Annotated in this window: 19 protein-coding genes; 5 read left to right on the forward strand and 14 right to left on the reverse strand. The window is 70.7% G+C overall.

Going from position 1 to position 22989, the window contains the following annotated elements:
- The first annotated feature begins 399 nt into the window (after positions 1-399).
- Positions 400-1602 (forward strand): MFS transporter, encoded by a 1203-nt coding sequence (locus D7231_RS32770; protein ID WP_199739507.1) that lies wholly within the window; start codon positions 400-402, stop codon positions 1600-1602.
- A 269-nt stretch (positions 1603-1871) separates the two neighbouring features.
- Here D7231_RS32770 and D7231_RS32775 read toward each other — a convergent pair whose 3' ends face one another.
- The 3 genes from D7231_RS32775 to D7231_RS32785 form a co-directional block, all read right to left on the reverse strand.
- Positions 1872-3119: a cytochrome P450 gene (locus D7231_RS32775; protein WP_120759680.1), complete on the reverse strand. Its 1248-nt coding sequence runs from the start codon at positions 3117-3119 to the stop codon at positions 1872-1874.
- Positions 3120-3222: 103 nt separating this feature from the next.
- Positions 3223-4116 carry an SAM-dependent methyltransferase gene (locus D7231_RS32780; protein WP_120759682.1) on the reverse strand — a complete coding sequence of 298 codons (894 nt, stop codon included), beginning with the start codon at positions 4114-4116 and terminating at the stop codon, positions 3223-3225.
- A gap of 10 nt (positions 4117-4126) precedes the next feature.
- Entirely contained in the window at positions 4127-5611 is a 1485-nt protein-coding gene (locus tag D7231_RS32785) for a methyltransferase domain-containing protein (RefSeq protein ID WP_120759684.1), read from the reverse strand.
- Between the two features lie 414 nt (positions 5612-6025).
- Here D7231_RS32785 and D7231_RS32795 point away from each other — a divergent pair, with 414 nt between their 5' ends.
- On the forward strand, positions 6026-7657 hold the full coding sequence (locus D7231_RS32795) for a hypothetical protein (RefSeq protein WP_147449836.1): 1632 nt from the start codon (positions 6026-6028) through the stop codon (positions 7655-7657).
- Entirely contained in the window at positions 7654-7821 is a 168-nt protein-coding gene (locus tag D7231_RS36670) for a hypothetical protein (RefSeq protein WP_158673865.1), read from the forward strand. The genes D7231_RS32795 and D7231_RS36670 overlap by 4 nt, the downstream gene beginning before the upstream one ends.
- Before the next feature lie 199 nt (positions 7822-8020).
- Here D7231_RS36670 and D7231_RS32805 read toward each other — a convergent pair whose 3' ends face one another.
- The 6 genes from D7231_RS32805 to D7231_RS32830 all read right to left on the reverse strand — a co-directional run bounded on the left by D7231_RS32805 (position 8021) and on the right by D7231_RS32830 (position 14148).
- Positions 8021-9205 carry an acyl-CoA dehydrogenase family protein gene (locus D7231_RS32805; protein WP_120759692.1) on the reverse strand — a complete coding sequence of 395 codons (1185 nt, stop codon included), beginning with the start codon at positions 9203-9205 and terminating at the stop codon, positions 8021-8023.
- A gap of 39 nt (positions 9206-9244) precedes the next feature.
- Positions 9245-10225, reverse strand: coding sequence for a 3-hydroxyacyl-CoA dehydrogenase NAD-binding domain-containing protein (locus D7231_RS32810; RefSeq protein WP_120759694.1), 981 nt, complete (start codon positions 10223-10225; stop codon positions 9245-9247).
- Positions 10222-10977, reverse strand: coding sequence for an acetoacetate decarboxylase (locus D7231_RS32815; protein WP_120759759.1), 756 nt, complete (start codon positions 10975-10977; stop codon positions 10222-10224). Before D7231_RS32815 ends, D7231_RS32810 begins: the two co-directional genes overlap by 4 nt.
- Before the next feature lie 17 nt (positions 10978-10994).
- Positions 10995-11846: a crotonase/enoyl-CoA hydratase family protein gene (locus D7231_RS32820; protein ID WP_120759696.1), complete on the reverse strand. Its 852-nt coding sequence runs from the start codon at positions 11844-11846 to the stop codon at positions 10995-10997.
- On the reverse strand, positions 11843-13054 hold the full coding sequence (locus D7231_RS32825) for a CaiB/BaiF CoA transferase family protein (protein WP_120759698.1): 1212 nt from the start codon (positions 13052-13054) through the stop codon (positions 11843-11845). Before D7231_RS32825 ends, D7231_RS32820 begins: the two co-directional genes overlap by 4 nt.
- A 188-nt stretch (positions 13055-13242) precedes the next feature.
- Complete coding sequence (locus D7231_RS32830) at positions 13243-14148, reverse strand: LysR family transcriptional regulator (protein WP_120759700.1); 906 nt, start codon at positions 14146-14148, stop codon at positions 13243-13245.
- 161 nt (positions 14149-14309) lie between these two features.
- Between D7231_RS32830 and D7231_RS32835 the strand changes: the two genes are divergently transcribed.
- Positions 14310-14657 carry a hypothetical protein gene (locus D7231_RS32835; protein ID WP_242000044.1) on the forward strand — a complete coding sequence of 116 codons (348 nt, stop codon included), beginning with the start codon at positions 14310-14312 and terminating at the stop codon, positions 14655-14657.
- Between the two features lie 136 nt (positions 14658-14793).
- Here D7231_RS32835 and D7231_RS32840 read toward each other — a convergent pair whose 3' ends face one another.
- From D7231_RS32840 to D7231_RS32855, 4 genes are all read right to left on the reverse strand, one after another.
- Complete coding sequence (locus D7231_RS32840; RefSeq protein ID WP_120759705.1) at positions 14794-15390, reverse strand: DUF3558 domain-containing protein; 597 nt, start codon at positions 15388-15390, stop codon at positions 14794-14796.
- A gap of 365 nt (positions 15391-15755) precedes the next feature.
- On the reverse strand, positions 15756-16823 hold the full coding sequence (locus D7231_RS32845; protein ID WP_120759707.1) for an acyl-CoA dehydrogenase family protein: 1068 nt from the start codon (positions 16821-16823) through the stop codon (positions 15756-15758).
- A complete protein-coding gene (locus D7231_RS32850) occupies positions 16823-17992 on the reverse strand; it encodes an acyl-CoA dehydrogenase family protein (protein ID WP_120759709.1) in 1170 nt (389 codons plus the stop codon). Before D7231_RS32850 ends, D7231_RS32845 begins: the two co-directional genes overlap by 1 nt.
- 83 nt (positions 17993-18075) lie before the next feature.
- Positions 18076-19269, reverse strand: coding sequence for a CaiB/BaiF CoA transferase family protein (locus tag D7231_RS32855; RefSeq protein WP_120759711.1), 1194 nt, complete (start codon positions 19267-19269; stop codon positions 18076-18078).
- Positions 19270-19649: 380 nt separating this feature from the next.
- Here D7231_RS32855 and D7231_RS32860 point away from each other — a divergent pair, with 380 nt between their 5' ends.
- Positions 19650-21089, forward strand: a complete 1440-nt coding sequence (locus tag D7231_RS32860; protein WP_158673866.1) for a CoA transferase — start codon at positions 19650-19652, stop codon at positions 21087-21089.
- A 303-nt stretch (positions 21090-21392) separates the two neighbouring features.
- On the opposite strand, the gene D7231_RS32865 is transcribed toward D7231_RS32860, so the two are convergent.
- Positions 21393-22397 carry a LysR family transcriptional regulator gene (locus tag D7231_RS32865; RefSeq protein WP_120759715.1) on the reverse strand — a complete coding sequence of 335 codons (1005 nt, stop codon included), beginning with the start codon at positions 22395-22397 and terminating at the stop codon, positions 21393-21395.
- Positions 22398-22989: the final 592 nt, after the last annotated feature.

A 22989-nucleotide genomic window follows, 5' to 3' on the forward strand; every position in this document is an offset into this window, starting at 1 on the left:
TACGTAACCAACGAGGCCCCTCGGGTGATGAGTTCAGACGTCAGACATCTGTCTCAACACCCCTGGAGCCTCGCCCGTTCTGCCCCAACCCTCGTCACCCGACCGATGACCGAACTGAAAACGCTCAGTCACTACGAGTACGGGCCCTGCCGCTCCAAGCTCTGTCCGGGCCACGCCCAGGGCTTGTACCAGAAGGTTGGAAGTCAGACCGCCTCGCCGGAATTTCCCCGGCACTGACCGTGTTGCAGAGTGATTCAGCTGATCTGCGACATGACCCTCGCGTCGCAAGAGTGATGTCGCAGACCTGCCAGCCTTCACTGCACGAGGCCTGTTGAACTGATCACGCAACGACACACCCTGCACAGGACGGAATTCATGGCCTCGACCAACACCACCACCATGTGCCACGCTGACGGATTCGGCTTACCTACTCGATCTCCCCTGATCGGGTGGCTGGCCGTGAGCGCGATAACGCTGGGAATCTTCTCCATCGTCACGACCGAGATCCTGCCGATCGGCCTGCTCACCACGATCGGGTCCAGCTTCGCCGTCTCCGACGGAATGGCCGGTCTGATGATGACCATGCCGGGACTTCTCGCGGCCATCTCCGCACCCGTGGTCACCGTGGCGACCGCACACATCGACCGCCGCCTGATGCTGTGCGTGTTCATGCTCCTGCTGGCTATGGCGAACTTCCTGGCCGCCGCAGCACCCGACTACTGGCTGCTCCTGGTCTCCCGTGTCATGGTCGGCATCGTCATCGGGGGCTTCTGGTCGATCGGTACCGGACTGGCCGAGCGTCTGGTGCCCGCGGCGTCGGCCGGTCGCGCCACGTCGGTGATCTTCTCCGCAGTGCCACTGGGCTCCGTGCTCGGTGTACCGGCCGGCACATTCATCGGGGACCTGGCCGGCTGGCGCACGGCATTCGTCGTCATGGGCGCCCTCACCGTCGGTGTGCTGGCCATGCTGCTCCTGGTCATGCCCCCGCTGCCGCCCGACCGGACAACCCGTCTGGGTGTGCTGCGCAGCATGTTCAAGGGCGTCAATACGCGTTTCGCACTGCTGCTGACCTTTGTGGCCGTGCTGGCGCACTTCGGGACCTACACCTACATCACTCCGTTCCTGGAGCACGTCACCGGTGCCGGTCCGCAACTGATCACGGTCTTCCTGCTGGTCTACGGTGCCGCAGGAATCGTCGGCAACTTCCTGGGCGGAGCGGCGGTCACCCGCTACCCCCGGACCACCTTCGGTCTCGCCGCCGGCATGATCGCAACCGCCACCTTGCTGCTGCCGGTCCTGGGGCGCTGGCAGATCGGCGCGCTTGCCTTGCTGATCGTCTGGGGCGTTGCTTATGGCGCCGTCCCCGTCTCCTCCCAGACATGGTTCGCCAAGGCGACCCCCGACGCGCCCGAGGCAGCGTCGGTGCTGTTCACGGCTTCCTTCCAGGCGACGCTCTCACTCGGCGCGGTGGCTGGTGGCGTCATCGTGGACCGAACCTCCCTATCCACGGTCATGACGCTCGGCGGCCTCGTCGCCGTGCTTACGGTCGTGGCCGCATGGGCGCACTTCGCCCGCCGCCTGACATGGCCGGACCACACCTGACGGCAGACCCCGGGCCTGACCGTGCCCGGGGTGGATGACTTCCGCGAGGCAGCTCGCAGAGATCTCGAGCATCTGTTCCGGCGAGCGGCTTCCGCGGTGCCCCGCAGGACCGGACGCGGACGGTGGGCGGGTGCGCCGCCGCCGAGAGTGCAGTGTGTGCGGGGAGGACGTGCCCTACGAGCACGTGGCCAGTGGCGTACAGCGACTTCACCGTGCCGCTGTCAGCTACCTACCGCTCGTCGGGTGGGTTGACGACGGCGCCTCCTGCTCTACCAGGCAACCTCCAGCGCCATGGGACGGCGAAGGATGAGGTTGAGAGGGCGGGACGCGGGGGTTTCAACGGTGAGGGTGAGGTCGGGCAGGGCCTGTGTGAGAGCGGTCAGGGCGTGCTGCGCGACGAGGCGGGTGTACTGGGCTCCGGGACAGTAGTGGACGCCCGCGCCGAAGGCGAGCGTGGGGGGCGTGTCCCGGCGGCGGTGGTCGAAGGTGAGGGTGTCGCGCACGCCGTGGTCTTCGTCGTGAGCGGCTGCGTGCATGAGCAGCAGCAGGCGGGACCCGGCGGGCAGGTCGGTGCCGGCGAGCGTGACCGGGCGGGTGGTGGTGCGGATCCAGCCGATGAGGGGCGGATCCATGCGCAGGGTTTCCTCGACGGCAGCGGGTGCTTCCTGGGGGTGCTGTGCCAGCCGGCGGTAGCCGTCGCCGGTGAGGAGGTGGCGGAGGCCGGTGACGATGAGCAGGCCGAGGGTTTCGGCGTTGGTGGTGAGGACCTCCATCAGGGTGGAGGCGATCTCGGCGTCCGTCAGGGCTGCACCGTGCTCGTCGCGGTGGTCGATCCACGCGGTGGTGAGGTCGTCTCGCGGCTCGCTGCGCCGCCGGCCCACGAGGTGGGAGCAGTGGTTCCACAGGTCGAGGACGGCTTGGGCGCAGCGTTGTTGCTCGGCGGGTGGCTGGAAGGACCAAAGGAGGTCGGCCATGCCGGCCGAGCCGTCGATGACGCATGGTTCGTTGTCGGGGGCGACGCCGATCAGGTCGCTCATGATGCGGGCGGTGAGGGGGCGTGCGAAGTCTGCGGTGAGCTCGCCGCTGCGGGTGGGCCGCGCGGCGAAGGCCTTCGCCGCCTCCTGGGCGCGCTTTTCGATGTGGGTGTGCCAGGGGGCGAGCTGAAGCGCGCTGGTGGGCCACACCGCGGTGAGCGCGTCACGGTAGCGGGTGTGGACGGGGGGATCGGTGGAGGCCGCGACGGGGACGTCCTGTACGCCCGTGTAGATGCGGGCGGCCTCGGGATCGGTGGGCTGGACGGGGTCGTAGCTGTGGGCGGGGGTGAAGATGCGGTGGCGGTCGCGCAGGACTTCGTCGATGTCACGGTGGCGTGAGACGACCCACAGGCCGAGCTCGCGGTCGTGATAGACGGGGTGCTCCCGGCGCAAGTGCGCGTAGGCAGTGTGGAAGCCACCGGTGGCGTGGCCGGTGATGGTGCCGGGAGCGTGGGCGGGGCACCCGGGGTACGGAGTCGTCACGGGTTTCCTTGGCGGAACGAGCGGAACGAGCGGAACGAGCGAGGCGAGAGGAAGGCGCGGAGCGAGAGGAAGGAGCGAGGACGAACGGGGCGGGGCAGCATGGTCAGCTGAGCGGGGAACTGCGCAGCAGGCAGGCTACGTAGCCGGTCTTGTCCGTGAGGAAGGTGAGAGTGTCGGTCAGTGTGGTGTCCATGCCCTCGGCGAAGTCCGTGCCGAACTTCTCGGCCACGACGGTGCGGTTCTCCCGGTAGATGCGTTCGTAGGCGATGCCGGTGGGGGCGATGTGCTCGGTCAGGTCGTGGACCTGCTCGGCTGTGAGTCCGGCCGCGCGGACCTGGTCAAGGACTTCGGCGTGGGTGGGCAGCGGGCAGAAGGCGAACGCGTCGCGGCACATGGCCAGTTCCGCGTCCGTGGCGGGGGCGCGCTGGGTGTAGAAGGTGACCAGGATCGGCGCTCCCGGGCGGGCGACCCGGGCGGTTTCGCGCAGTCCCTGAACCGGGTCGTGGAGGTGGGGAAAGCTGTCGAGGGCCCAGACGGCGTCGAAGCGGTCGCTGTCGTGGGGCAGGTCCATGGCGTCGCCGAGGGCGAAGCGGACCCGCTTCGTCATTTCCGCGGCGGCGGCACGGCGGGTGGCCTCGGTGATCTGGGCGTGGCTGATGCTGCACCCGGTGACCTCGATGCCGCGCTGCCGGGCGGCGTGGAGGGCGGGGCTGCCGTGACCGCACCCCACGTCGAGCAGGTGGTGGCCGGGTTCCAGGCCGAGCAGGTCGCAGAAGAAGTCGGTCATCCGGTCCTGGGCCCGGGTGGCCAGCTCCCGGGCGGGCCGCGGGCCGTCGAGGTCACCCTGCTGCCACAGCCCGTAGTGGAAGCTGTCCCCGCTGATCAGTTTGCACAGCTCGTCGGAGGCTTCGTACCAGGCGGCGACGTCGGCCGAGGTGAGTGGGGGCGGGGTGCCGGGAGTGGTGGGCGCTGTGGGCGCGGTGGGCGTCGATGTCATGGGTCGGCTCCTATCGGGTGCGGCGGGGGCGGGCCAGGAGCATGACGGCGTCGTCGTGGAAGCGGTCGGTGCCGGTGGCGAAGTGCTCGCGCAGGGGCGGCAGCAGTGCCTCGCGCAGCTGGGCGAGCCGGGGATGCCCGGTGTTCCAGAACTCGGCGAGCACGCCGGCCGCGGCTTGTGCCCTGGCCTCGGCGCCCTCCTCGGAGAAGACCACGTCGACACGGGCGCGGGTGAAGGAGATGTCGTCGAAGCCCCGCTCGGCCAGGGTGTGAGCGGCACGGGTGAGCAGGTAGCCCTGGTGATCGTGCGGCTCTCCGAGGAGCGGGGCGCAGGTGCGGTTCCACAGGTCGATGAGCTCGTTGTCCGGGGCGCCCTGGACGAGGACGACACGTGCTTCCGGGTGCTTCCGGTCGACGGTACGGGCCATCTCGGTGACGGCCGTCTCCGGATCGTCTGTGTAGTGCAGCACCCAGGTGGCGACGGCGGCGTCGAACTCCGCGTCCCCCAGTGGAAGGCGCTCGGCGCACCCGGGCAGCACGGTCACCCCGTGTCCGGCCAGGGGCCGCATGCTCTCCTCGCGCGCCGCGTGCGGTTCGACGGTGGTCACCGACCCCAGCCGGGCGGCGATCTCCTTCACGACCGCGCCGGTGCCGCCGCCCACGTCCAGGACCCTGTTGTTGTTCGCCAGTGCGTTCACGACGACGGCGATGTCCTGGCGTTCGAAGCGGGCCTCCATGCCCAGCCAGCCCTGCTCACTGAGCTCGTGCGGGCCCCGGTAGGACTCGGGGAGCGGGTACGGGCCGGCCAGGGGGTGCGGGGGTACGGCCGGGCCGCCGGGCTTGCGGGCGTAGACGAAGAGGTGCTCCTCGGCGCCCATGCCGGGGAAGTCGGGGTGGAAGATACTGACGTGCTCGTGCACGATCTCCAGGCCCGCCTCGCGCAGCAGCCGGCCGTACGTATCGGTCGGATAGCTGGTGCAGCGGATGGTCTGGCCCATCCACTGGATCTCCTCGCCCTCCGCGTCGAAGGGCACGGTCGCGAAGACGAAGAGCCCGCCCGGGACCAGCCAGTCGGCGATCCTCGCGAGGGTGGCATCCAGGTCCGTGCGGGGCATTTGGAGGAGGGGGAAGAAGGCGGTGACGGCGTCCCACTGCCCGGAGGTGTCGGGCAGGGCCCGGACGTCGGCCAGTTCGAAGCGGGCACGGGGGACCTGGGTGCGGGCCAGCTCGACCATCGTCTTTGACACGTCGTAGCCGGTCACCCGGTGACCGGCGGATGCGATCAGGTCGGCGGTCGGCCTGCCGGTGCCGGAGCCGATGTCCATCACCCGTGCCTGCTCGGGCAGGCGGGCCAGCAGCCAGTCGATCGCCGCCAGCCGCTCGGTGAGTTGAGCGTAGGCCTCCTCGTACGTCTTGCCGAGGACGTCGAAGGGACGAGCGGCGGCTTCCGCCGAGCCGGACGGCTGCGGGGGAAAGCCGGTCGATTCCACGGTCATCGTGTGATGGCTCCTCTTCCGGACGTGGCGATCACCACGCCGTCGGAAGACTACACTGCGGATTTTTTCAGTAACACACAGTTGTTAACCTGTGCTGATTCCCTCCTCCTCTCTGGGAGCTGACCCCGCATGACCAGCACCGTATCCACCGGCCACGCCGCGTACTTCACCTTCCGTGACCAGCTCCTGGGCGACCTGTACGAACTGGGGCGGTAGCGCTTCCGCTGGGGCCGCTGTGCGGCCCTGACGGCCTCTACCGAAGCCGCGCGGCAGGGACGGCGGCGGGTGCACCGGCATGGTGCGGTCATGGTGGGGTCATGGTGCGTTTGGCGGGAATCAGGTCTTTCGTGGCGATCTTCGCAATGTTTGGCTGGCTGCGTTGTGTCCGCTGACGTTCACGAGGAGCGATGACGCATGGCAAGTGGTTCCCGTTCCAAGCCGCTTCAGCCCACCCGCCCGACCGCGCCGACCGAACCGGTGAAGCCCGTTCCACACCGCGTTCCGGGTCCGGAAGAGGCGACCGGCGAGTACACGATGAACTGGCGGCCTCCCCGGACGGGCCACGAGAGGGTGAAGCGCACGATCGTCCGGCTCATACCGCCGAAGTCGAAGCAGCCGTCGTGGAAGGGATACACGAACGCCAGTCTCCGTGCGGCGATGGACGAGGTGGTCGCGTACGCGAAGAGCCATACGTTCACCGAGTTCCGTGACCACCTGCTGGCCGACGGAGTCCTTCCGGAGTGCATCTCGGAGGACGAGTACAACGACGTCCTCTCAGGAAGCAGTCCCGATCAGAACCTGTGGAACCCGCCTGGCCCGTTCAAGTTCGACGCGACGACCATGTGGTCCAACAGCGCGGAGGACGTCTACCGCGCCGCGCGTGTCCCGGGCCCGAAACGCTACTCGGCCAAGCAATTCACGGCCGTCGGCCTGACCGACCTGGCGCCGGCCTACACCGAGGCCGCCTCCCAGCAGGCGTGCAAGGACAAGCTGACCGAGCAGGCCGCAGAGACCGACCGCAAGGACACTGCCGCCTACGACGAGGCGATGGAGACCTACCGGCAGGACAAGACCGCCTACGACCAGGACCTGGCCGCCTGGGAGAAGTCGATGGACGCCTACCGGGCCGAGCTGGCGGACTACCAGCAGTGGCTGCGGGACAACGACCTGTGGGTGGTGCGCGGCCAGTACGAGTTCTGCGAGCCCGGCGACGGCGCCGACGCCCTCATCGAGCCGGCCCGGGCCCCGGCGGCGGGCACCACCCGGTTCGTGGACCCGGCCCCGGACCACGTGCACGTCGGCTGGGGCCGCGTCGGCGGCTCCCGTACCGATGCCCTGGACGGGTGGCGGGCCGACGCCCAGCTGATCGCCGACGTCACCCCCGTACCCGGAACCACCGATGTGACGATCACGGCCCGCCTGCGCGGCGTCGCGGTCCGCCGCAACGACGCCGGGGTGTGGGGCCGCACCGCCCCCTACAAGGCGCGTGCGGTCCTGAACCTGCTCGCCCGGGACATCAACGGCAACTTCGGGGTGGTGTCCCGGGCGAAGACGGACGATTCGGTGGACGTCACCGGCACCGATCCGATCCTCGTGGGCACCCTCACCCACACCGTTCCGCGCAACGCGCTGATGGACCTCGCGATCGACTGGCTCTTCTGCGCCGACGAGCCGTACGGCGACGCCGTCATCGTCCGGGGGATGACCAAGGGGCTGAAGGTGCTGTTCCTGCCGCCGTCCCTGGACGGGACCGGCCCGGGAAGGCCAATGATCCGGCCACCGGCAACCGGACCGGAGAGACGACCGTGGCCCGCTCCACCCCGATCCAGCACACCGTCCACGGCCACGCCACCCTCACCACCGCACCGGCCAAGACCACCGGCAAGACCACCGTCTCCGCAGAGGTCTACGCCGAGCTGCGCGGCATGGCCGACCTGCTGCCCGAACTGGGCACCAGCGTCGACCTCGACATCGTCAGCGTCCTCGAACGCTACGACACCGCCACCGACCGGTGGAAGAGCGTGGCCTCAGGCTCCACCCGCGTGAACAAGGGCCGCCTGGCCTCCTCGGTGACCAGCGGCAAGTTCAGCACCGAGGTACCCACGGGCGAACTGAACCTCTACCGCTACGCCTGGCGCGCCGGGGACACCTTCCAAGGCGGCTCCTACGTCGAGGGATCCCTCTTCCCGATCTACACCACCGGCAAGTAGTCCGGGCGGACGAGGAGGGAGTACGCCGGCCGCCCGTGCGTGGGCCGGCCGGTCCGAGGCGCCGGCCGCGGGCCGGGGCCCTCGGGACGGAGCCGGGCCCGCGTTGAACGGGCCCGGCTGGTTCGCATGGGCCGGCCGAGGGGCGGGCGGGCCGATCCGCATCGGTCCGCCCGCCCCTCAGCCACCCACTCGCCGCTCGTCACGCGAAGGCGCTGTGCCCGGTGACGGCCTTTCCGACGATGAGGGTGTTCATCTCGCGGGAGCCCTCGAACGAGTAGACGGCCTCGGCGTCCGCGAAGAACTTGGCGATCTCGTAGTCGAGGACGATGCCGTTTCCGCCGAAGAGTTCACGGGCCCAGGCGACGCATTCCCGCATCCGGGTGGTGGTGAACGCCTTGGCGAGCGCCGCCTGTTCGGCACCGCCCCGGCCCGCGGCGACCAGCTGGTTGAGGCGGACGACCATGCCGAACATCGCGGTGACGTTGCCGAGCATCTTCACCAGGAGGTCCTGGACCAGCTGGAAGGAGCCGATGGGCCGGCCGAACTGTACGCGCGTGACGGCGTAATCCCGCGCGAGCTCGTAGGCGCGTACCGCGATCCCCAGCGCTTGCCAGGCCACCCCGCCCCGCGTGTGCGCCAGGACGGCGGCCGTGTCGCGGAAGCTGTTGATGCGCTGCAAGCGGTCGGATTCGGGAACCCGTACCCCGTCGAGGACGATGTCGGCGTTCTGCACGGTCCGCAGCGCGACCTTCCCCTCGATCTTCGTGGCGGTGAAACCGGGGGTGCCCCGCTCCACCACGAATCCCTTGACGTCGCCGTCGGTGACGTCGCGAGCCCAGACGACGACGAGATCGGCGAAGGTGCCGTTGCCGATCCACCGCTTGGCACCGTCGAGCACCCAGGTGTCCCCCTCGCGCCGGGCGGTGGTGCGCATGCCGCCCGCGACGTCGGAGCCGCCCTCGGGCTCGGTGAGGGCGAACGCACCGATCTTGTTCATCGCGGCCATGTCCGGCAGCCAGCGCTCGCGCTGCTCGGGGCTTCCGCCGCCGCGGATGCTGCCCATCGCCAGACCGGTGTGGACGCCGGAGAACACGGCCAGTGACGGGTCGACGCGGTTCAGTTCGAGGTTGAGGAAGCCGGAGAAGAGCTCGCTGCGCGGGCGCCCGTCGCCGAACTCGGGGTAGGCGTATCCGGCCAGCCCGAGCTTGGCCAGCTTCCCGACCACCTCGAAGGGGAATTCCGCCCGGTCCCAGGCGTCCTGGGCCAGCGGCCTGATCTCGCTTTCCAGGTAGTCCCGGATGGTGGCCAGTTCGGCCTGCTCGGCATCACTGAGCAGGTCGGAGAATCCGAAGAAATCTGGAGTGGGGTTGGCGGACTTGGGCATCGTTGCCTCCTCGTTGTGAGAATTCAGCGTCGTGAAAATTCAGCCGTGGTCGGCGCGGCGCAGCGCGGCGGTCAGGGCGAGCTGTTTGCGGTCGCGGAGCAGGGCGCGCGTCCGGTACGCCTCGGGGCCGTGTCCGTACGCGGCCTCGGTCTGACGGACGATCGTGGCGACGGCGTCGTCGCCCAGCTCCGGGCGGCCGAGGCGTTGCCAGCCCTCGGCGAGGCCGGGGCCCAGGTGCCGCATCATGTGGCGGATGCCGCCGGGGCCGCCGCCGAGGTGGAAGCTCTCGAACGGGCCGACAGCCGCGTACCGGCCGCCCAGCGACGCTTTCATCACGGTGTCGAGCTCGTCCGCGTCCACCACCCCGGTGAGGACGAGGTGGATCGCCTCCTGGAGCACGGCGCTCTGCAGCCGGTTGGCCGCGAATCCGGGGATCTCCTTGCGCAGCCGCACGGGTGTCCTGCCCAGGGCCCGGTAAAAGGCGGCGGCCGCCTCGACGACGACGTCCGCGGTGCGCTCGCCCGGCACGATCTCCACGAGCGGTACGAGGTGCGGCGGGTTGAAGGGGTGCGCGACCAGCAGCCGGGCGGCGACTTCGTCCGGGAGCCCTGCGGCGATTTCCGAGGCGATGATTCCGGAGCTGGAGGTGGCCAGCACCGCGTCGGTTGGGGCGTGCCGGGCGATGTCGGCGAACAGCCGCTGCTTGAACTCCAGGTTCTCCGGGCCGTTCTCCTGGACGAGCCGCGCTCCGGCCACGGCCCCGGCCAGGTCGTGGGTGGTGCGGATGCGGCTGTGCAGTGCGGCGGCGTCGCTGCCGGGCAGTCCGGCGGCGAGCATCGGCAGTGCCTCGTCGAGGGCTTCGCCGAGGTCCTCGCGCGGATCGGTGACAGTGACCTCGATTCCGTACGAGGCGAACAGCGCGGCCCACGCGAGGCCGATGGTGCCGGCGCCGACGACGGTGACGGCTTTCCACTCGGAGGTTGTCCCGGGGGTCGTCCCGGGGCTCGTACCGGGGGTCATGACGCCTCCTCCTCGGCGAGGTAGTCGTGGACGGGAACGGCTCGGTCCAGCGTGAGGTCCGTGACGATGTGACTGGCCGCGACGATCTCGCGCACCGGAAGGTCCGCCAGCGGCGCCAGCACGTGCGCGAAGAGCTGCAGCCGCGCGGGGCCGGTGTAGGCCTCCTTGACCACGAGGTCGGTGATCCTCGTGCGGACCAGCTCGCAGACGCGCGGGGTGCCGTCGTAGCCGGGGACGACCTTGACCATGTACGTGGGCACGGCGATCTGCTCGCGGGCGAGCTCGGGGTCGAGCGGCCGATGCTTGTAGCCCATCGTCGCGGTGGCCACCCGCACGCTGCCGTAGTCCAGCGTCCCGACCAGTGCGGCGTGGTCCGCGAACAGGGCCGGCGTGCCCATCGCCTTCGGGTAGGCGCTCACCTCGCGGCCCGCGGCGGTGGCGGCGAAGCTGTCCAGGTACATCGCGTGCAGGTACTCGCCGCGCTCGTCCCCGAACCGCACCGGGATCGCCTGCCCGGCCTCGACGTACGGTCCGTAGGCCGTGACGTCGCCCATCTTCATCACCTCGAACCGCACCAGCGGCTCGCCGGGGTCGACTCGCAGCGGCTCGGGCACCACGGCCCGCAGTGCGTCGGGGTCGGTGCGGTAGACGATGCTGAGGTACTCGCGATCGGTGAAGCGGGCCGCGACCGGGGCGTAGGCGGGGGCCGTGACGGGAGTGCTGAGGGTCTCCAGGATGCGTGCGCGGTTCATCGTCGTGTGCGTGCGGTTCATCGTCCGCTCCACTGCGGGGTGCGCTTCTCGGTGAAGGCACGCACGCCCTCGGCGAAGTCGGCCGAGCGCAGCAGGGCTCCGGCTTCGGCGGCCTGCACGGCGAACGCCTCCGGCTCCGGCGCGCCGTCGGACAGCCGTACGGTCCTCTTCACCGCGGCCAGGGCCAGGGGCGCATTGGCCACGATCTCCTCGGCGAGCTCCAGTGCGGCCGGCAGGGCGCCGCCGTCCGGGGTGAGGCGGTTGACGACACCGAGCTCGCGGGCGCGTTCGGCGGTGACCGTACGGCCGGTCAGGAGCAGTTCCATGGCCAGGTGATGGGGGATACGCCGGGGGAGCCGTACGACTCCACCGCCGGCGGCGATCAGCCCGCGCCGGACTTCGGGGAGGGCGAAGCGGGCGCCCTCGGCGGCGACCACTAGGTCGCAGGCCAGGGCGAGCTCGAAGCCGCCGCCCAGGGCGTGGCCCTCGACGGCCGCGATCAGCGGCTTGGTCGTGGGCGCCTCGGCGAGTCCGGCGAAGCCCTTGCCGGGCACGGTCACCTGCTCGCCGCGGGCAGCGGCTTTGAGGTCCATGCCCGCGCAGAAGGTGCCGTCCGTGCCGGTGAGCACGCCGACCCGCAGCCCGGGGTCGGACTCCAGCCGGTCGACGGCGGCGGCGATGCCCAGGGCCACCTCGGCGTTGACGGCGTTGCGGACCCGGGGGCGGTCGATGGTGACGACGAGGGTGCCGCCGACGCTCTCGGTGCGGACAGCCTCAGTGCAGACAGTCTCAGCACAGAGGGTCTCAGCACGGGCGGTGTCAGTACGGACGGTCTCGGTGCGGACGGTGTCCGCTCGGATGTCGCTCATCGCCGCACCTCACCGCGGTCGATCTCGGCGAGCACTTCCTGCGTGTGCTGACCGGGCAGCGGCGCGTGCCGGCGCACCGAGGCCGGTGTCGCGGAGAACGTCAGCGGTATGCCGACCACCCGGTACGCGCCTTCGCTGGGATGCTCGGCGACGTCCAGTAGATGTCCCTCGCGGACGTACGGGTCCTCCGGGGCGTCGTCGAGCCGCAACACGGGGCCGACGGGGATGCTGTGCTTGGTGCACACCTCCGTCCACTCCTCCGTGGTCAGGTGCGGCGTCACCGTCTCCAGCAGCTCGGCGAGGGCCTCGCCGTCCCGCTGCGCGTCGATGAACTCGCCGTTGACCCGCGGATCGCCGGCCAGGTCGGGACGGCCGGCGGCGGCGAACAGGTCGCGGAAGTTCTGCGGGCTGTACGGGATGATCATGGCCAGGCCGTCCTTGGTCGGGCGGGCCCGGTGCCCCTTGTTCATGGACAGCGGAAAGCCGGTCGGGCCCATCGGCGGCTCGAAGGTGAGGCCTTGCAGGTGCTCGACCAGGTTGAACGCCAGGAGCGTGTCCACCATGGGCACTTCGACGTGCTGGCCGCGGCCGGTCGCGCGCTGGTGGACGAGGGCGGCCAGCGCCGCGTAGACGATCGTCAGCGCGGCGACCTTGTCGGCGATGATGCTCGGCAGCACCACCGGTGCCCCCACGTCGCCCGCGCGCTGCGCCAGGTCCAGCAGCCCGGAGGCGGCCTGCACCGTCTCGTCGTACGCGGCCAGCTTGGCCCGGTCGGAGTCCGGGCGGAACCCTTGCGCATGGACGTGGACGAGGCGCGGGTGGTCTGCGGCGAGGCTGTCGTAATCCATGCCGAGGCGGCGCAGGGCCTCGATGCGCATGTTGGTGATCAGGATGTCGGCGGTGCCGATCAGCTCCAGCGCCCGGGCGCGTTCGCCCTCGTCCTTGAGGTTGAGCGTCACGCTGCGCTTGTTGCGGTTGACGTTGAGGTTCAGCGGCGTCATGCCGGGCGTGCGGTGCAGAGCGCCGACGCGGACGGTGTCGTTCGGCGATTCGATCTTGATGACGTCGGCGCCGAGGTCGCCGAGGATCTGCGCGGCGTAGGGCCCCATCACGACGGTGGCCATGTCGATGACGCGCACACCGGCCAGCGGGCCGCCGGCCGACGGGTCTGTCCCTGCCGCGGGTTCTGCGAATTCTGCTGATTCCATTACCACTCCACTACGGAAAACGGGATGGAAAGGGGGCTTGAACTCCTCGTGAGGGGTGTTCCTGCGCCCAGGGAAAACGCTAGTCCGGTGGTGTGTGGGAACCCAAGCGATCAGTGACACCAATGCGCGAAAAACGGCGTGACCGCAGCGGTCACGCCGTTTTCCGGACAGGGTTTCTCAAGGGTTTCTCAGGATGTCCCGGTGAACACGGCTCCGGTCTCCGCCACCAGCTCATGCAGGTCACCGTCCGGTTCTGCCCGGTCCCGGCGCCAGATCAGCCCGGTCGCGAGGGCGGGGGAGAAGTCCCGGAAAGGCAGGACGACGCTCGCTCCCTTTCCGCTCTCGCCTTCTTCGTTTTTCGTGCTGAGCAGGGTGATGCCGAATACCGAGCCGTTGGCCACGATCTCGCGGACGCTCGCGTAATCCCCGATGTTGAGGGTTATTTCCTTTCGGATGCCCGCGGCCTTCAGGCGCACCCGAAGCTGGTCGAAATACGTTGGGAGAGTCCCGGGAGCCGACGTCACATAGGTGTGGTCCGTGAGCTCGCTCAGCGACACCGAACTCCGCGCACCGAACTCGGCGGCCGGCAGCAGCGCACCCAGCGGCTCGCGCAGCAGCTCCAGCACCTCGATCCCCTCGGCGTGCACCGGCAGGTGCACCAGCGCCATGGCCAGGTCACCGCGCTGCACCGCCTTCACGAGGTTCGCGCTGTTGCCGGGCCAGCGCTTGACGTCGAACCCCTCGGCGCAGCGCTCCTCGACCCGCTCCAGCCGCTCCCGCAGCTGTGGGTGCAGAACGGGCACCACCCCCACGTACACCGTCTGCCGCTCGGATCCCAGGGCCCGGCGCAGCTGCCAGGGAATGTCGTCGAACCGGCCGAGGACGTCCTTCGCGACGGGCAGCAGCGCCGTGCCGGCGCTGGTCAGGGCCACGTGGTGCGAATCGCGGTCGAACAGCCGCTGGTCGAGCTCACGCTCCAGGTCCCTTATCCGCTGACTCAACGGCGAGGTGGCCATGTGCAGTTGACGCGCGGCCCGGGAAAAGCTGAGGTTCTCGGCGACCGCCACGAAGTAGCGTAGATGGAAGATCTCCATCGCCGTACCCTAAAACCCCTCTGGTGACGCTGTGACCAGGGGCTGGGCGTAAGTACTTCAGCGAGCTGCTGTTCCAGCCGCGCCGCCTGTCCTGCTCGGGGTGCGGTGCCACGGACGGCTGGGAGCCGGAAGCGCGGGGCACAGGGCTGGCCGGCGCGGTGATGGGCGGCACCGAGGACCCGTTCTTCCGGCGGCCGCTGTGGCTGCAGACCCGTTGCTGCGGGAAGTTCCTGTGGGCGTACAACGAGGCACATCTGCACGAGCTGACCGCCTACACAGAGGCCCGCCTGCGCGAGCGCGGCCCCGCCCGTCCGACGATGGCGATGCTCGCGCGGCTTCCGGCGTGGATGAAGCGGGCCGAGAACCGCGACAAGGTCCTGGCCGGCCTGGGAACACTTCGCGTCCTGGCCGAGCGGTCGTCCCCCGCGGACCGCTCCGATGCGGCGCACGAGCACGACGACCGTCCCGGAGCGCACCACAGCGTGTACTTCCGCGGCGGCGCGTACTGAGTCCGACTGCCTCCGGCTGCCTGCCACCTGCTGTGCCGGGCCTGCGTGGGGGTGTCGTACGGGGGCATGCTGCTCACGACGTGAGGGACGCCGTGGGGCCCCGGCCGGTGCCGGGCCCCACGGCATCTCCGGGGCGTCACGAGCCGGAGAGCTCGACCATCTCGGTGATCTTGTTGCCCGGGCCGAGCGTCACGTTGTAGTAGTTCTGGCCGGCGCACCACTCCTTGTGGTCCGCCTTGCTCTGGTTGTCGTACTGCTGGTGGTTCGGGTCCGCGCATTCCTTGACGTGACCGATCCCGGAGAGGACCTTGTCGGTCGGCCGCGCCGGGCGGACCTCGGGGCCGTCCTGGCCGATGACGGTCACCTTCGCGTGCTCGTTGTCGAAGGCATAGGTGTTCGTCGCGCCCTCGGGACGGTAGAAGGCGCCTTCGTCCATCGCCGTGTTGCAGGACACCTTGGCGTCCTGCGCGACGATGTTGTTCATCGCGCCTTCGACGACGTTCACCTTGATGAGCTTGTGGCCCTTGGGCAGCGGTGCGCACGGGTCCTTGTAGCCGTCCTTGTAGCCGTCCTTGCCCTTGTCGCCCTTGCCCGCAGTGGGCTGCGACGGCGCCGCGCTCGCCGAACCCTTGGCGTCGTCCTTCTTGCCGCCGTCCTCGGTGGGCCCGCAGGCAGTCAGCGCGAGCGCGCCGGAGACGACCAGTGCGGCCGCGACGACATGGCGAATGGGCATAGGGATCCCCCAGGGTGCTGCCCGGCATCGACTGCCGGGATTGAACGGTGAACTGCTTACGAACCAGCCGGAAGTTTATGAGCATGATCATGGCGAAAATCGGCCGTTTGCTCGACCATGATCAAACTGCGACCGAATGACGACGGAGCCGTATCCGACCTGTATCCGGGTCCCGCCTGACCGTGCGATGCCGTACCGCCTTCCGCGCGTACGCCCGGGGGTCCTACCTTCGCCGGTCTGCGCAACCTCATCGGCCGACGTGCTGCCCCGGAGTACGACGGTGCCCACTCGGGCGTGATCCCCGAGTGGGCACCGTCGTGTGGAACGGCAGCCGCTGCGGCACGGCAAGGTGCGGCGGCGCGGCGTCAGGGTGTGGCGGTGAGGGCCGGCCAGAGGGTGGTGGCGGTGACGGATCGGGCCAGGCGGACGGCCCAGCTGTTCTCGTCGCCGTCCTCGTCGCGCCAGGACCACAGCCGGGTGGTGGCGAGGTGGAGCGGGCTGAGCTGCGTAATGCCGATGGCGCCGTGCAGCTGGTGGGCTATCCGGGCGATCTCGGCGGCGGAGGCGGATGCCTGGGTCTTGGCAGCGGCGACGGCGAACGCTGCGGCCGGGCTGCCGGTGTCCAGGGGCGCGGCGGCGGCCTGGACGGCGGCGCCGACTAGGGCGGTCTCTTCGATCAGGCGTGCCTGCTCCTGTTTGACGGCCTGGAAACGGCTGAGCGGACGGCCGAACTGAGTGCGGGCGGCGGTGTGGGCGACGGTCAGCTCGGTGCAGCGTTCGGCGGCTCCGGCGATCAGGGCGGCCCGGGCCAGGGCCGCGCGGTGCCCGGCCTCGTCGAGCAGGTGCCGGGGGATCCGGCGGACCTGTGAGGCGGGGATCTCCAGGGCGGTGAGGTGCAGGTCGTCGCGGGGTTCGCCGGCGAGGTTGCCGCCGGGGGTGAGGACGGCCCGGTCCGGGGCGAGGGTGAACAGGACGGGGCCGGAGGGTGCGGTGGCCAGGACGATCACGGCGGTGGCGGTGCGGGCCCAGGGGACGCGGCGCAGGATGCCGCTGACCAGCAGCGTGTCGTTCTCGCCGGAGCAGCCGGCCGAGCCGACGGCCGAAGCGGCCGGGTGGGCGTATCGGATCGTCAGTTCGGGGGCGATGGCGTAGCTGAGCGGGCCGTCGGGTACGGGGAAGCCGGCGCGGCGCAGGAGCGGGCGGGCGACCAGGGCGGTTTCGGCGAACGGCGCGGGGACAGCGCGGCGTCCTGCCTCCCGGACGGCGGCGAGGACATCGGCGGTGGAGGCGGACGGGGAAGGGAGGGGCACGGCGTCCGGGGCAGTGGTGTGGGTGACGGTGGCGATGGTGTCCGGGGCGGCGTAAAAGGCGGTGGTGTCGTAGTCGTCGGCCGGGATGGCGGGGGTGTCGGTGTGGATCGTGTGGGTGTTCATCAGTGCTGCTCCAGACCGCGAGTGATGATGCCGCGAAGGATTTCGTTGGTGCCGCCGCGCAGGGTGTAGCCCGGGCTGTGGAGCAGGGCGAAGGCGAGCAGTTCGGAGTGGGTGCCGGGGGTGGCGTGCGGGTCGGCAGGGGTCGGCAGGATGCTGCGGACGGTGTCGACGAGTGCGCCTTCCAGCCGGGTGCCGAGGTCCTTGACCAGGGCGGCCTGGATGTCGGGCGAGGCTCCGGCGTCCAGCGCGGCGGCCACACCGAGGGACAACCGGCGGACGCTGTGAAGACGGGCCGTCAGGATGCCGACCTGACGGAGCTGTTCGGCGGTCGCGGCGCGCTGTCCGAGTTCGCGGAGCAGGGAGACCAGCAGGGGAAAGGTGGTGAGGTAGCGTTCCGGGCCGCTGCGCTCGAAGGCGAGTTCGCCGGTGACCTGCTTCCAGCCGTCGCCCTGCCGTCCGAGCAGCATGCCGTCGGGGACGTCGACGCCTTCGAGGTGGAGGGCGTTGAAGCGGTGCTCGCCGCTCATCAGACGGATCGGCTCGATCCGCACGCCCGGGGCGCGCAGGTCGACGATGAACTGGCTGAGGCCCGCGTGCCTGTCCCCGGTCTCGTCGGTGCGGGCCAGCACGATGGCGTAGTCGTTGACATGGGCGCCGCCGGTCCACATCTTAGTGCCGGTCAACCGCCACCCTCCGGCGGTGCGTTCGGCGCGAGCGGCGACCGAGGCGAGGTCGGAGCCGCTGCTCTTCTCGCTCATGCCGATGGAGAAGAAACACTGCCCGGCGGCGATCCGGGGCAGGAAGAAGCGCCGCTGCTCCTCGCTGCCGTGCTGGAGGACAGAGGGTCCGGCCTGCCGGTCGGAGACCCAGTGCGCGCTGACCGGAGCCCCGGCGGCGAGGAGCTCCTCGATCACCACGTAGCGCTCCAGGAATCCGCGGCCGGCGCCGCCGTACTCGGTGGGCAGGGCCATGCCGACCCAGCCGCGCCCGGCGAGGCGGCGGCTGAAGCCGTCGTCCCAGCCGGCCAGCCAGGAGTCGGGGCGGCCGAGCACGGTGCCGCGGGCGTGCTCCTCGTCGAGAAAGGCACGGACCTCGGTACGCAGGAGAAGTGCCGATTCGGGCAGGGTGACGTCAGGAAATACGAGAGGTGACGGCCTCGAAGAAGACATGGTTCATTCGCTCCCGGATTGGTGAATCAATATTGGTGAATCAAAGGTGAATTTCTTTTCAGTGCGGAAACCCGGAAACCCGGTCAACCGGCGGGGCGCAGCAGGGAAGGGTCGAAGCCGGCTTCGCGGAGGACCTCGTCGGTGTGCTGGCCGATGCCCGGGCAGGGCCGCGGCTCCGGCTCCGGGTCGGCCGAGTAGCGGACCGGGCGGCCGATGACCCGGTAGCGGCCCTCGGTGGGGTGCTCGGCCTCCCGCAGGAGACCGCCCTCGCGTGCGTACGCGGTGGTGGCGGCGGACTCCAGGTCGAGCACCGGGGCGGCGGCGATGCCCGCACGATCGCAGAATGCCTGCCACTCGGCGCTGGTGTGGTGCGGGGTCAGTCCGGCGAGCAGCGGATAGAACTGGTCGGCGTTGCGGGCCCGGTCGGGACCGGTGGCGAAGCGCGGGTCGGTGGCCAGTTCGGGGCGGCCGACGAAGGCGGTGAAGTCCCGCCAGTTGCGGTCGCTGTGCGGCAGGATGCACATCCAGCCGTCGGCGGTGCGCTGGGCACGGCGCTGCGGGCTGAGCGAGCGGGCCGAGCCGAACTCCCCGTCGGCCTCCAATGCGGCCGCTCCCAGGTGCTCGACCAGGTTGAAGGCGAGCATGGTGTCGGCCATGGGGACCTCGACGTGCTGGCCGGTGCCGCCGTGCTCCCGGTAGTGCAGCGCGGCCAGCACCGACTGGGCGATCTGCATGCCGCAGATCTTGTCGGCCAGTACGGTGGGGACGTAGTGCGGTTGGCCGGAGACCTTGTGGTTGAGCCAGACCAGGCCGCTGGCCGCCTGGATGATGTCGTCGTAGGCGGCGTGGGTGCCGTAACGGCTGTCGCTGCGGAAGCCCTGGGCGCTTGCGTAGATCAGCCGGGGGTTGACGGCCGCGACCTCGCGGTACCCCAGGCCGAGCCGGTCCAGGGCCTGCGGGCGCAGGTTGGTGATGAAGACGTCGGCGGTGCGCAGCAGGGCGAGCAGGGCGTCGCGGCCGTGCGGGGCCTTGAGGTCGATGGCGGCGCTGCGCTTGTTGCGGTTCAGGTTCAGTGCCGGGCCGCCCATGCCGGGGTGGCGCCGCGGCGGGTAGTGGCGCGTCATGTCGCCGGTGGGCGGCTCGACCTTGATCACGTCTGCGCCCAGGTCGCCGAGTTGCTGGGCGGCGTACGGGGCCATGATCACGCTGGCCAGTTCGATGACGCGGACTCCGGCGAGGAGTCCCCGGCCGGACGGGCCGCTCGGCTTCTCGGACATCGTTCGGTGCCTCCTGGGGGCGTGCGGTAGGGGAGTTGGGTCGGGCGGTACGGACAGTGGCCCGCGGTACGTGGTAGGCGGTACGGGTGGCTGGAGAGCGGTGGCGTACTGCCTCGTTCCTGCCTCGTTCCTGCCTCCAGGAAATCCGGCGGGCACCGGCGCCGTCCAATATTTGTTGGGCGCCGTACAGATATGGCGGGGGATATGTATCCACGGCCCCGACTCGGCTCATACGGCCGGGGATATCGGTGATTCGGCGAACTGATATTGGACGTAGCGGGTCGAGCCCGCTGTGCTGATGGAGGCCGCCCGGCGAGGGCCGGCCGCCGCGTCCGACGCGGCCCGTCGTCCCTTGAGGGGACCCGATGAGGAGAGCCGGCATGACCGTCGAACAGCAGCAGAACAGCAGCACCGCGTACGGCGCCCTGGAGAGCCTGTACCGGGAGTTGGGGATCACGGCACATGACGCCGGCGGCACGGTGAAGATCACCGGAGCAGATCCCGTGACGTCCTCGGTGCACCGGATCGGCGACGCCGCGGCGGCCGCGCTGGCCGCGCTGGGCACCGAAGCCGCGGCCGTCCACCAGCAGCGCGGCGGCGCGGCGCAGGACGTCACGGTCTCCGTGGAGGCGGCGGTGCGTCAGCTGATGGCCGTGTTCTACACCCGGATGCGGGGCGTCCCGGTCGCGCACATGCAGGAGGACCCCAACCTCCTGGGCAACAGCGACTTCTACCGTGCCGCCGACGGCCGATTCGTCTTCGTACTGTTCTCCTACCCGCACCTGCGGGACATCGCCTGCCGGGTCCTCGACTGCCCGCCGGACCGCGAGCGGATCGCCGCTGCCGTCGCCCAGTGGGACGCGCTGCGCCTTGAGGAGGCGATCTGCGAGCGGGGCGGCACCGCGATCGCGGTACGGACCCAGGACGAGTGGCGCCGGCATCCGCAGGGCCGGCTCCTGGCGGAAGGGCCGCTGATCCGGATCGAGAAGCTCGGCGAGAGCGCGCCGGAGCCGTTCCCGGAGCCGTTCCCGGCGGCGGACGGCGGCCTGCCGCTGGCCGGGGTACGGGTGCTGGACAACACCCATGTGATCGCCGGCCCGATCGCCGCGCGGATCACCGCTGAACTGGGCGCCGACGTGCTGCACCTGTCCGCGCCCGGCCGCCCGGACCCGGTCGGCATGATCGTCGAAACCGGTATCGGCAAGCGCGCCGCCTTCTGTGATCTGACCGACCCGGCCCAGGCCGCCGCCTTCTGGTCCACCCTGGCAGGCGCGGACCTCTACGTCAGCAACTACCTGAACCTGGACAGCAAGGGATTCGGCCCGAAGACGCTGGCCGAGCGGCGGCCCGGGCTGGTCGTGCTGGACTTCCACGGCTGGGGCACCCAGGGCCCATGGGCGCAGCGCGGAGGATTCGACCAACTCGCCTCCGCCGCCACCGGGTTCGCCGCCGAGGAAGGTTCCTTCGACGCGCCCCGGCTGCCCCCGACCTACCTGCTCAACGACTACCTCGCCGCCGTACTAGGTGCCACCGGAGCGCTGGAGGCACTGCGCCGCCGAGCCCGGGAAGGCGGCAGCTACCGGGTCCACGTCGACCTGGCGAAGGTGTGCATGTGGGTGCAGGACCTCGGGCTGCTGCCGCGAGAGCAAGTGGCCGGGCTGCCCGCCCCCGACCCCGCACGCACCGGCGCCGGGCTCGCCACCGTGCACGGGCCGTTCGGCGAGGTCTGCTATCTACCGACCCAGGTGGGCTACTCCTCACTGGCTCCACGCCTGAACCGCACCGCGGAACCGCTGGGCGCTTCACCGCTCGCCTGGTGACGCCACCGCGGCTTCGGCACCCCTACGAAGCGCCGCCTCCGTGAGCGCCGTCTCCGGAAGAGCCGCGATGCGCATCTGCGAGCTCACCCGGTGCGCCGCCCCCGTGCACAGCGCTGTCCGCTGCGGCCGCACCTCTCCTCAGCCCGGAGTACCCGCTGATGGCCTATTGCTCCGGTCCGGCGGCGCTGCGCCGCAAGATGTGCGGCGCCGGAGCCGACCGGCTGCAGGCCGCGCTCCTCAAGGAGACGGTGCATCCGGCCACCGAGGGGACGGGCGGGAGAACAGGAGCCGGACGCCGGGCGGCTACCGGACCGTACGGGTACCGCGCGGCTCGGGGCGGCTGCCGGCCTCCTGACCGCTCCCGTCCTCCACCTGCTGCAACTCCTGCACGGGCGCTGCCCCGCCTCCCTCGATCTCGGGACGGTGACGCCGCATCAGCTCCAGCAGGGTGGAGACGGCGGAGTCGGCGGCCGGGCGGCTGAGCGCCGCCACCGTGGTCACCAACCGGTCGGCATCGCTCTCGATCGGGACGAAGCGGACCATGGGATGTCCGAGTGCCGCGATCCGCTCCGGGACGAAGCTCAAGCACACTCCGGCCGCGGTGTAGCCCAGCATGCTGGTCAAGTCCTCGGCCTGAGCGCGGCTGCGCGGGACGAAGCCGGCCTTCCGGCAGGCGCTCTGGATCACCTCACGGATCTGGGGCATGGCCTGCGGAGCGGCCGTGACGAACTCCTCGTCGCCGAGCCGGGAGAGCGGCACCGAGGCGGCCCCGGCGAGCGGATGGCCGAACGGGACAGCCAGCACGGTGCGCTCCTCGGCCACCTCCCGCACCTCCAAACCCTCCAGGTCCGTCACCGGCAGCCGGACCAGCGCCAGGTCCACCGCCCCGTTCCGGACCTGCCCGGCCAGCTCCGCAGAGCTTCGCTGACGGACGTGCAGCCGGAGGTCCGGCACCTCCCGGGCGGCCACCGCGAGCAGCCGGGGCAGATGCCAGTAGCCCAGGCTGCTCACACAGCCGAGCTGAACCGTGCCCTCGACACCCCGGGATATGCGCCGGACCCGTGCCACGGCAGCGCGCTGCGCCTCCAGCATCTGCTCGGCGTCCGCCGCGAAGGCCGCTCCTGCCGCCGTCAACTGCACGCCCCGGCCGGTGCGTTCCAGCAGCAGCACGCCAAGGCCGCGCTCCAGCCTCTGGATCGCCTGGCTGAGCGGTGGCTGACTCATCGACAGCCGGTGGGCCGCACGGCCGAAGTGCTGCTCCTCGGCGAGCACCACGAACTGCTCGAGCAGGCGGGGGGTCAGCTCCATGACCGGTAACCCTAAGGCGCTCTCCCAGAGTGGATCAAGAAGATGTGGATCAAGAGCGCGGGACGGCCGGTCTTCACGGTCCGGGCAGCGGCGCGGCATTACGGGAAGAGGCTGCGGGGCCCGGCGGCATCCCGGCACGGCCACCTTGCCGAATGGAATGGGTGGTGAGCCGGGTGCGAGGGATGCCCGACCAGTGGGGCCGTCGGGGTTCCCTTGCCCCGGATTCTCGCGGCCGGCGGGCCGGAACGCACGCCGTGCCGCCCGCCCGGGGCACCCGGGAGCCGCACCGGCGAGCCCCCGCCGGCCCGTCGTGGCCGACCACGGGCCCGTGCCACCGGCCACCGGCCGCCGTCGGCCCGCGGGCCGCGAGAGGGCGCCGTGCCGGGGCCCGGCGGCATGGTCGGCTCACCTGCCGGTGCGGACGGCACGGCCGGAGATCCGGGTGACCGGGATGCGCACCCACATGTCCCGGTCACCGCCCGCCCAGGGGTGTGGGCTCGGTGCCAGTCCTCCCCGGGCCGCCGCCTCCTCACGGTCAGCCCGAGCTCCTCGCGGCGCCGCGCCGCACGACGCCCGATGTCACCAGGGCGTG

It is taken from the genome of Streptomyces klenkii (assembly GCF_003626645.1).
GTDB classification, from domain to species: domain Bacteria; phylum Actinomycetota; class Actinomycetes; order Streptomycetales; family Streptomycetaceae; genus Streptomyces; species Streptomyces klenkii.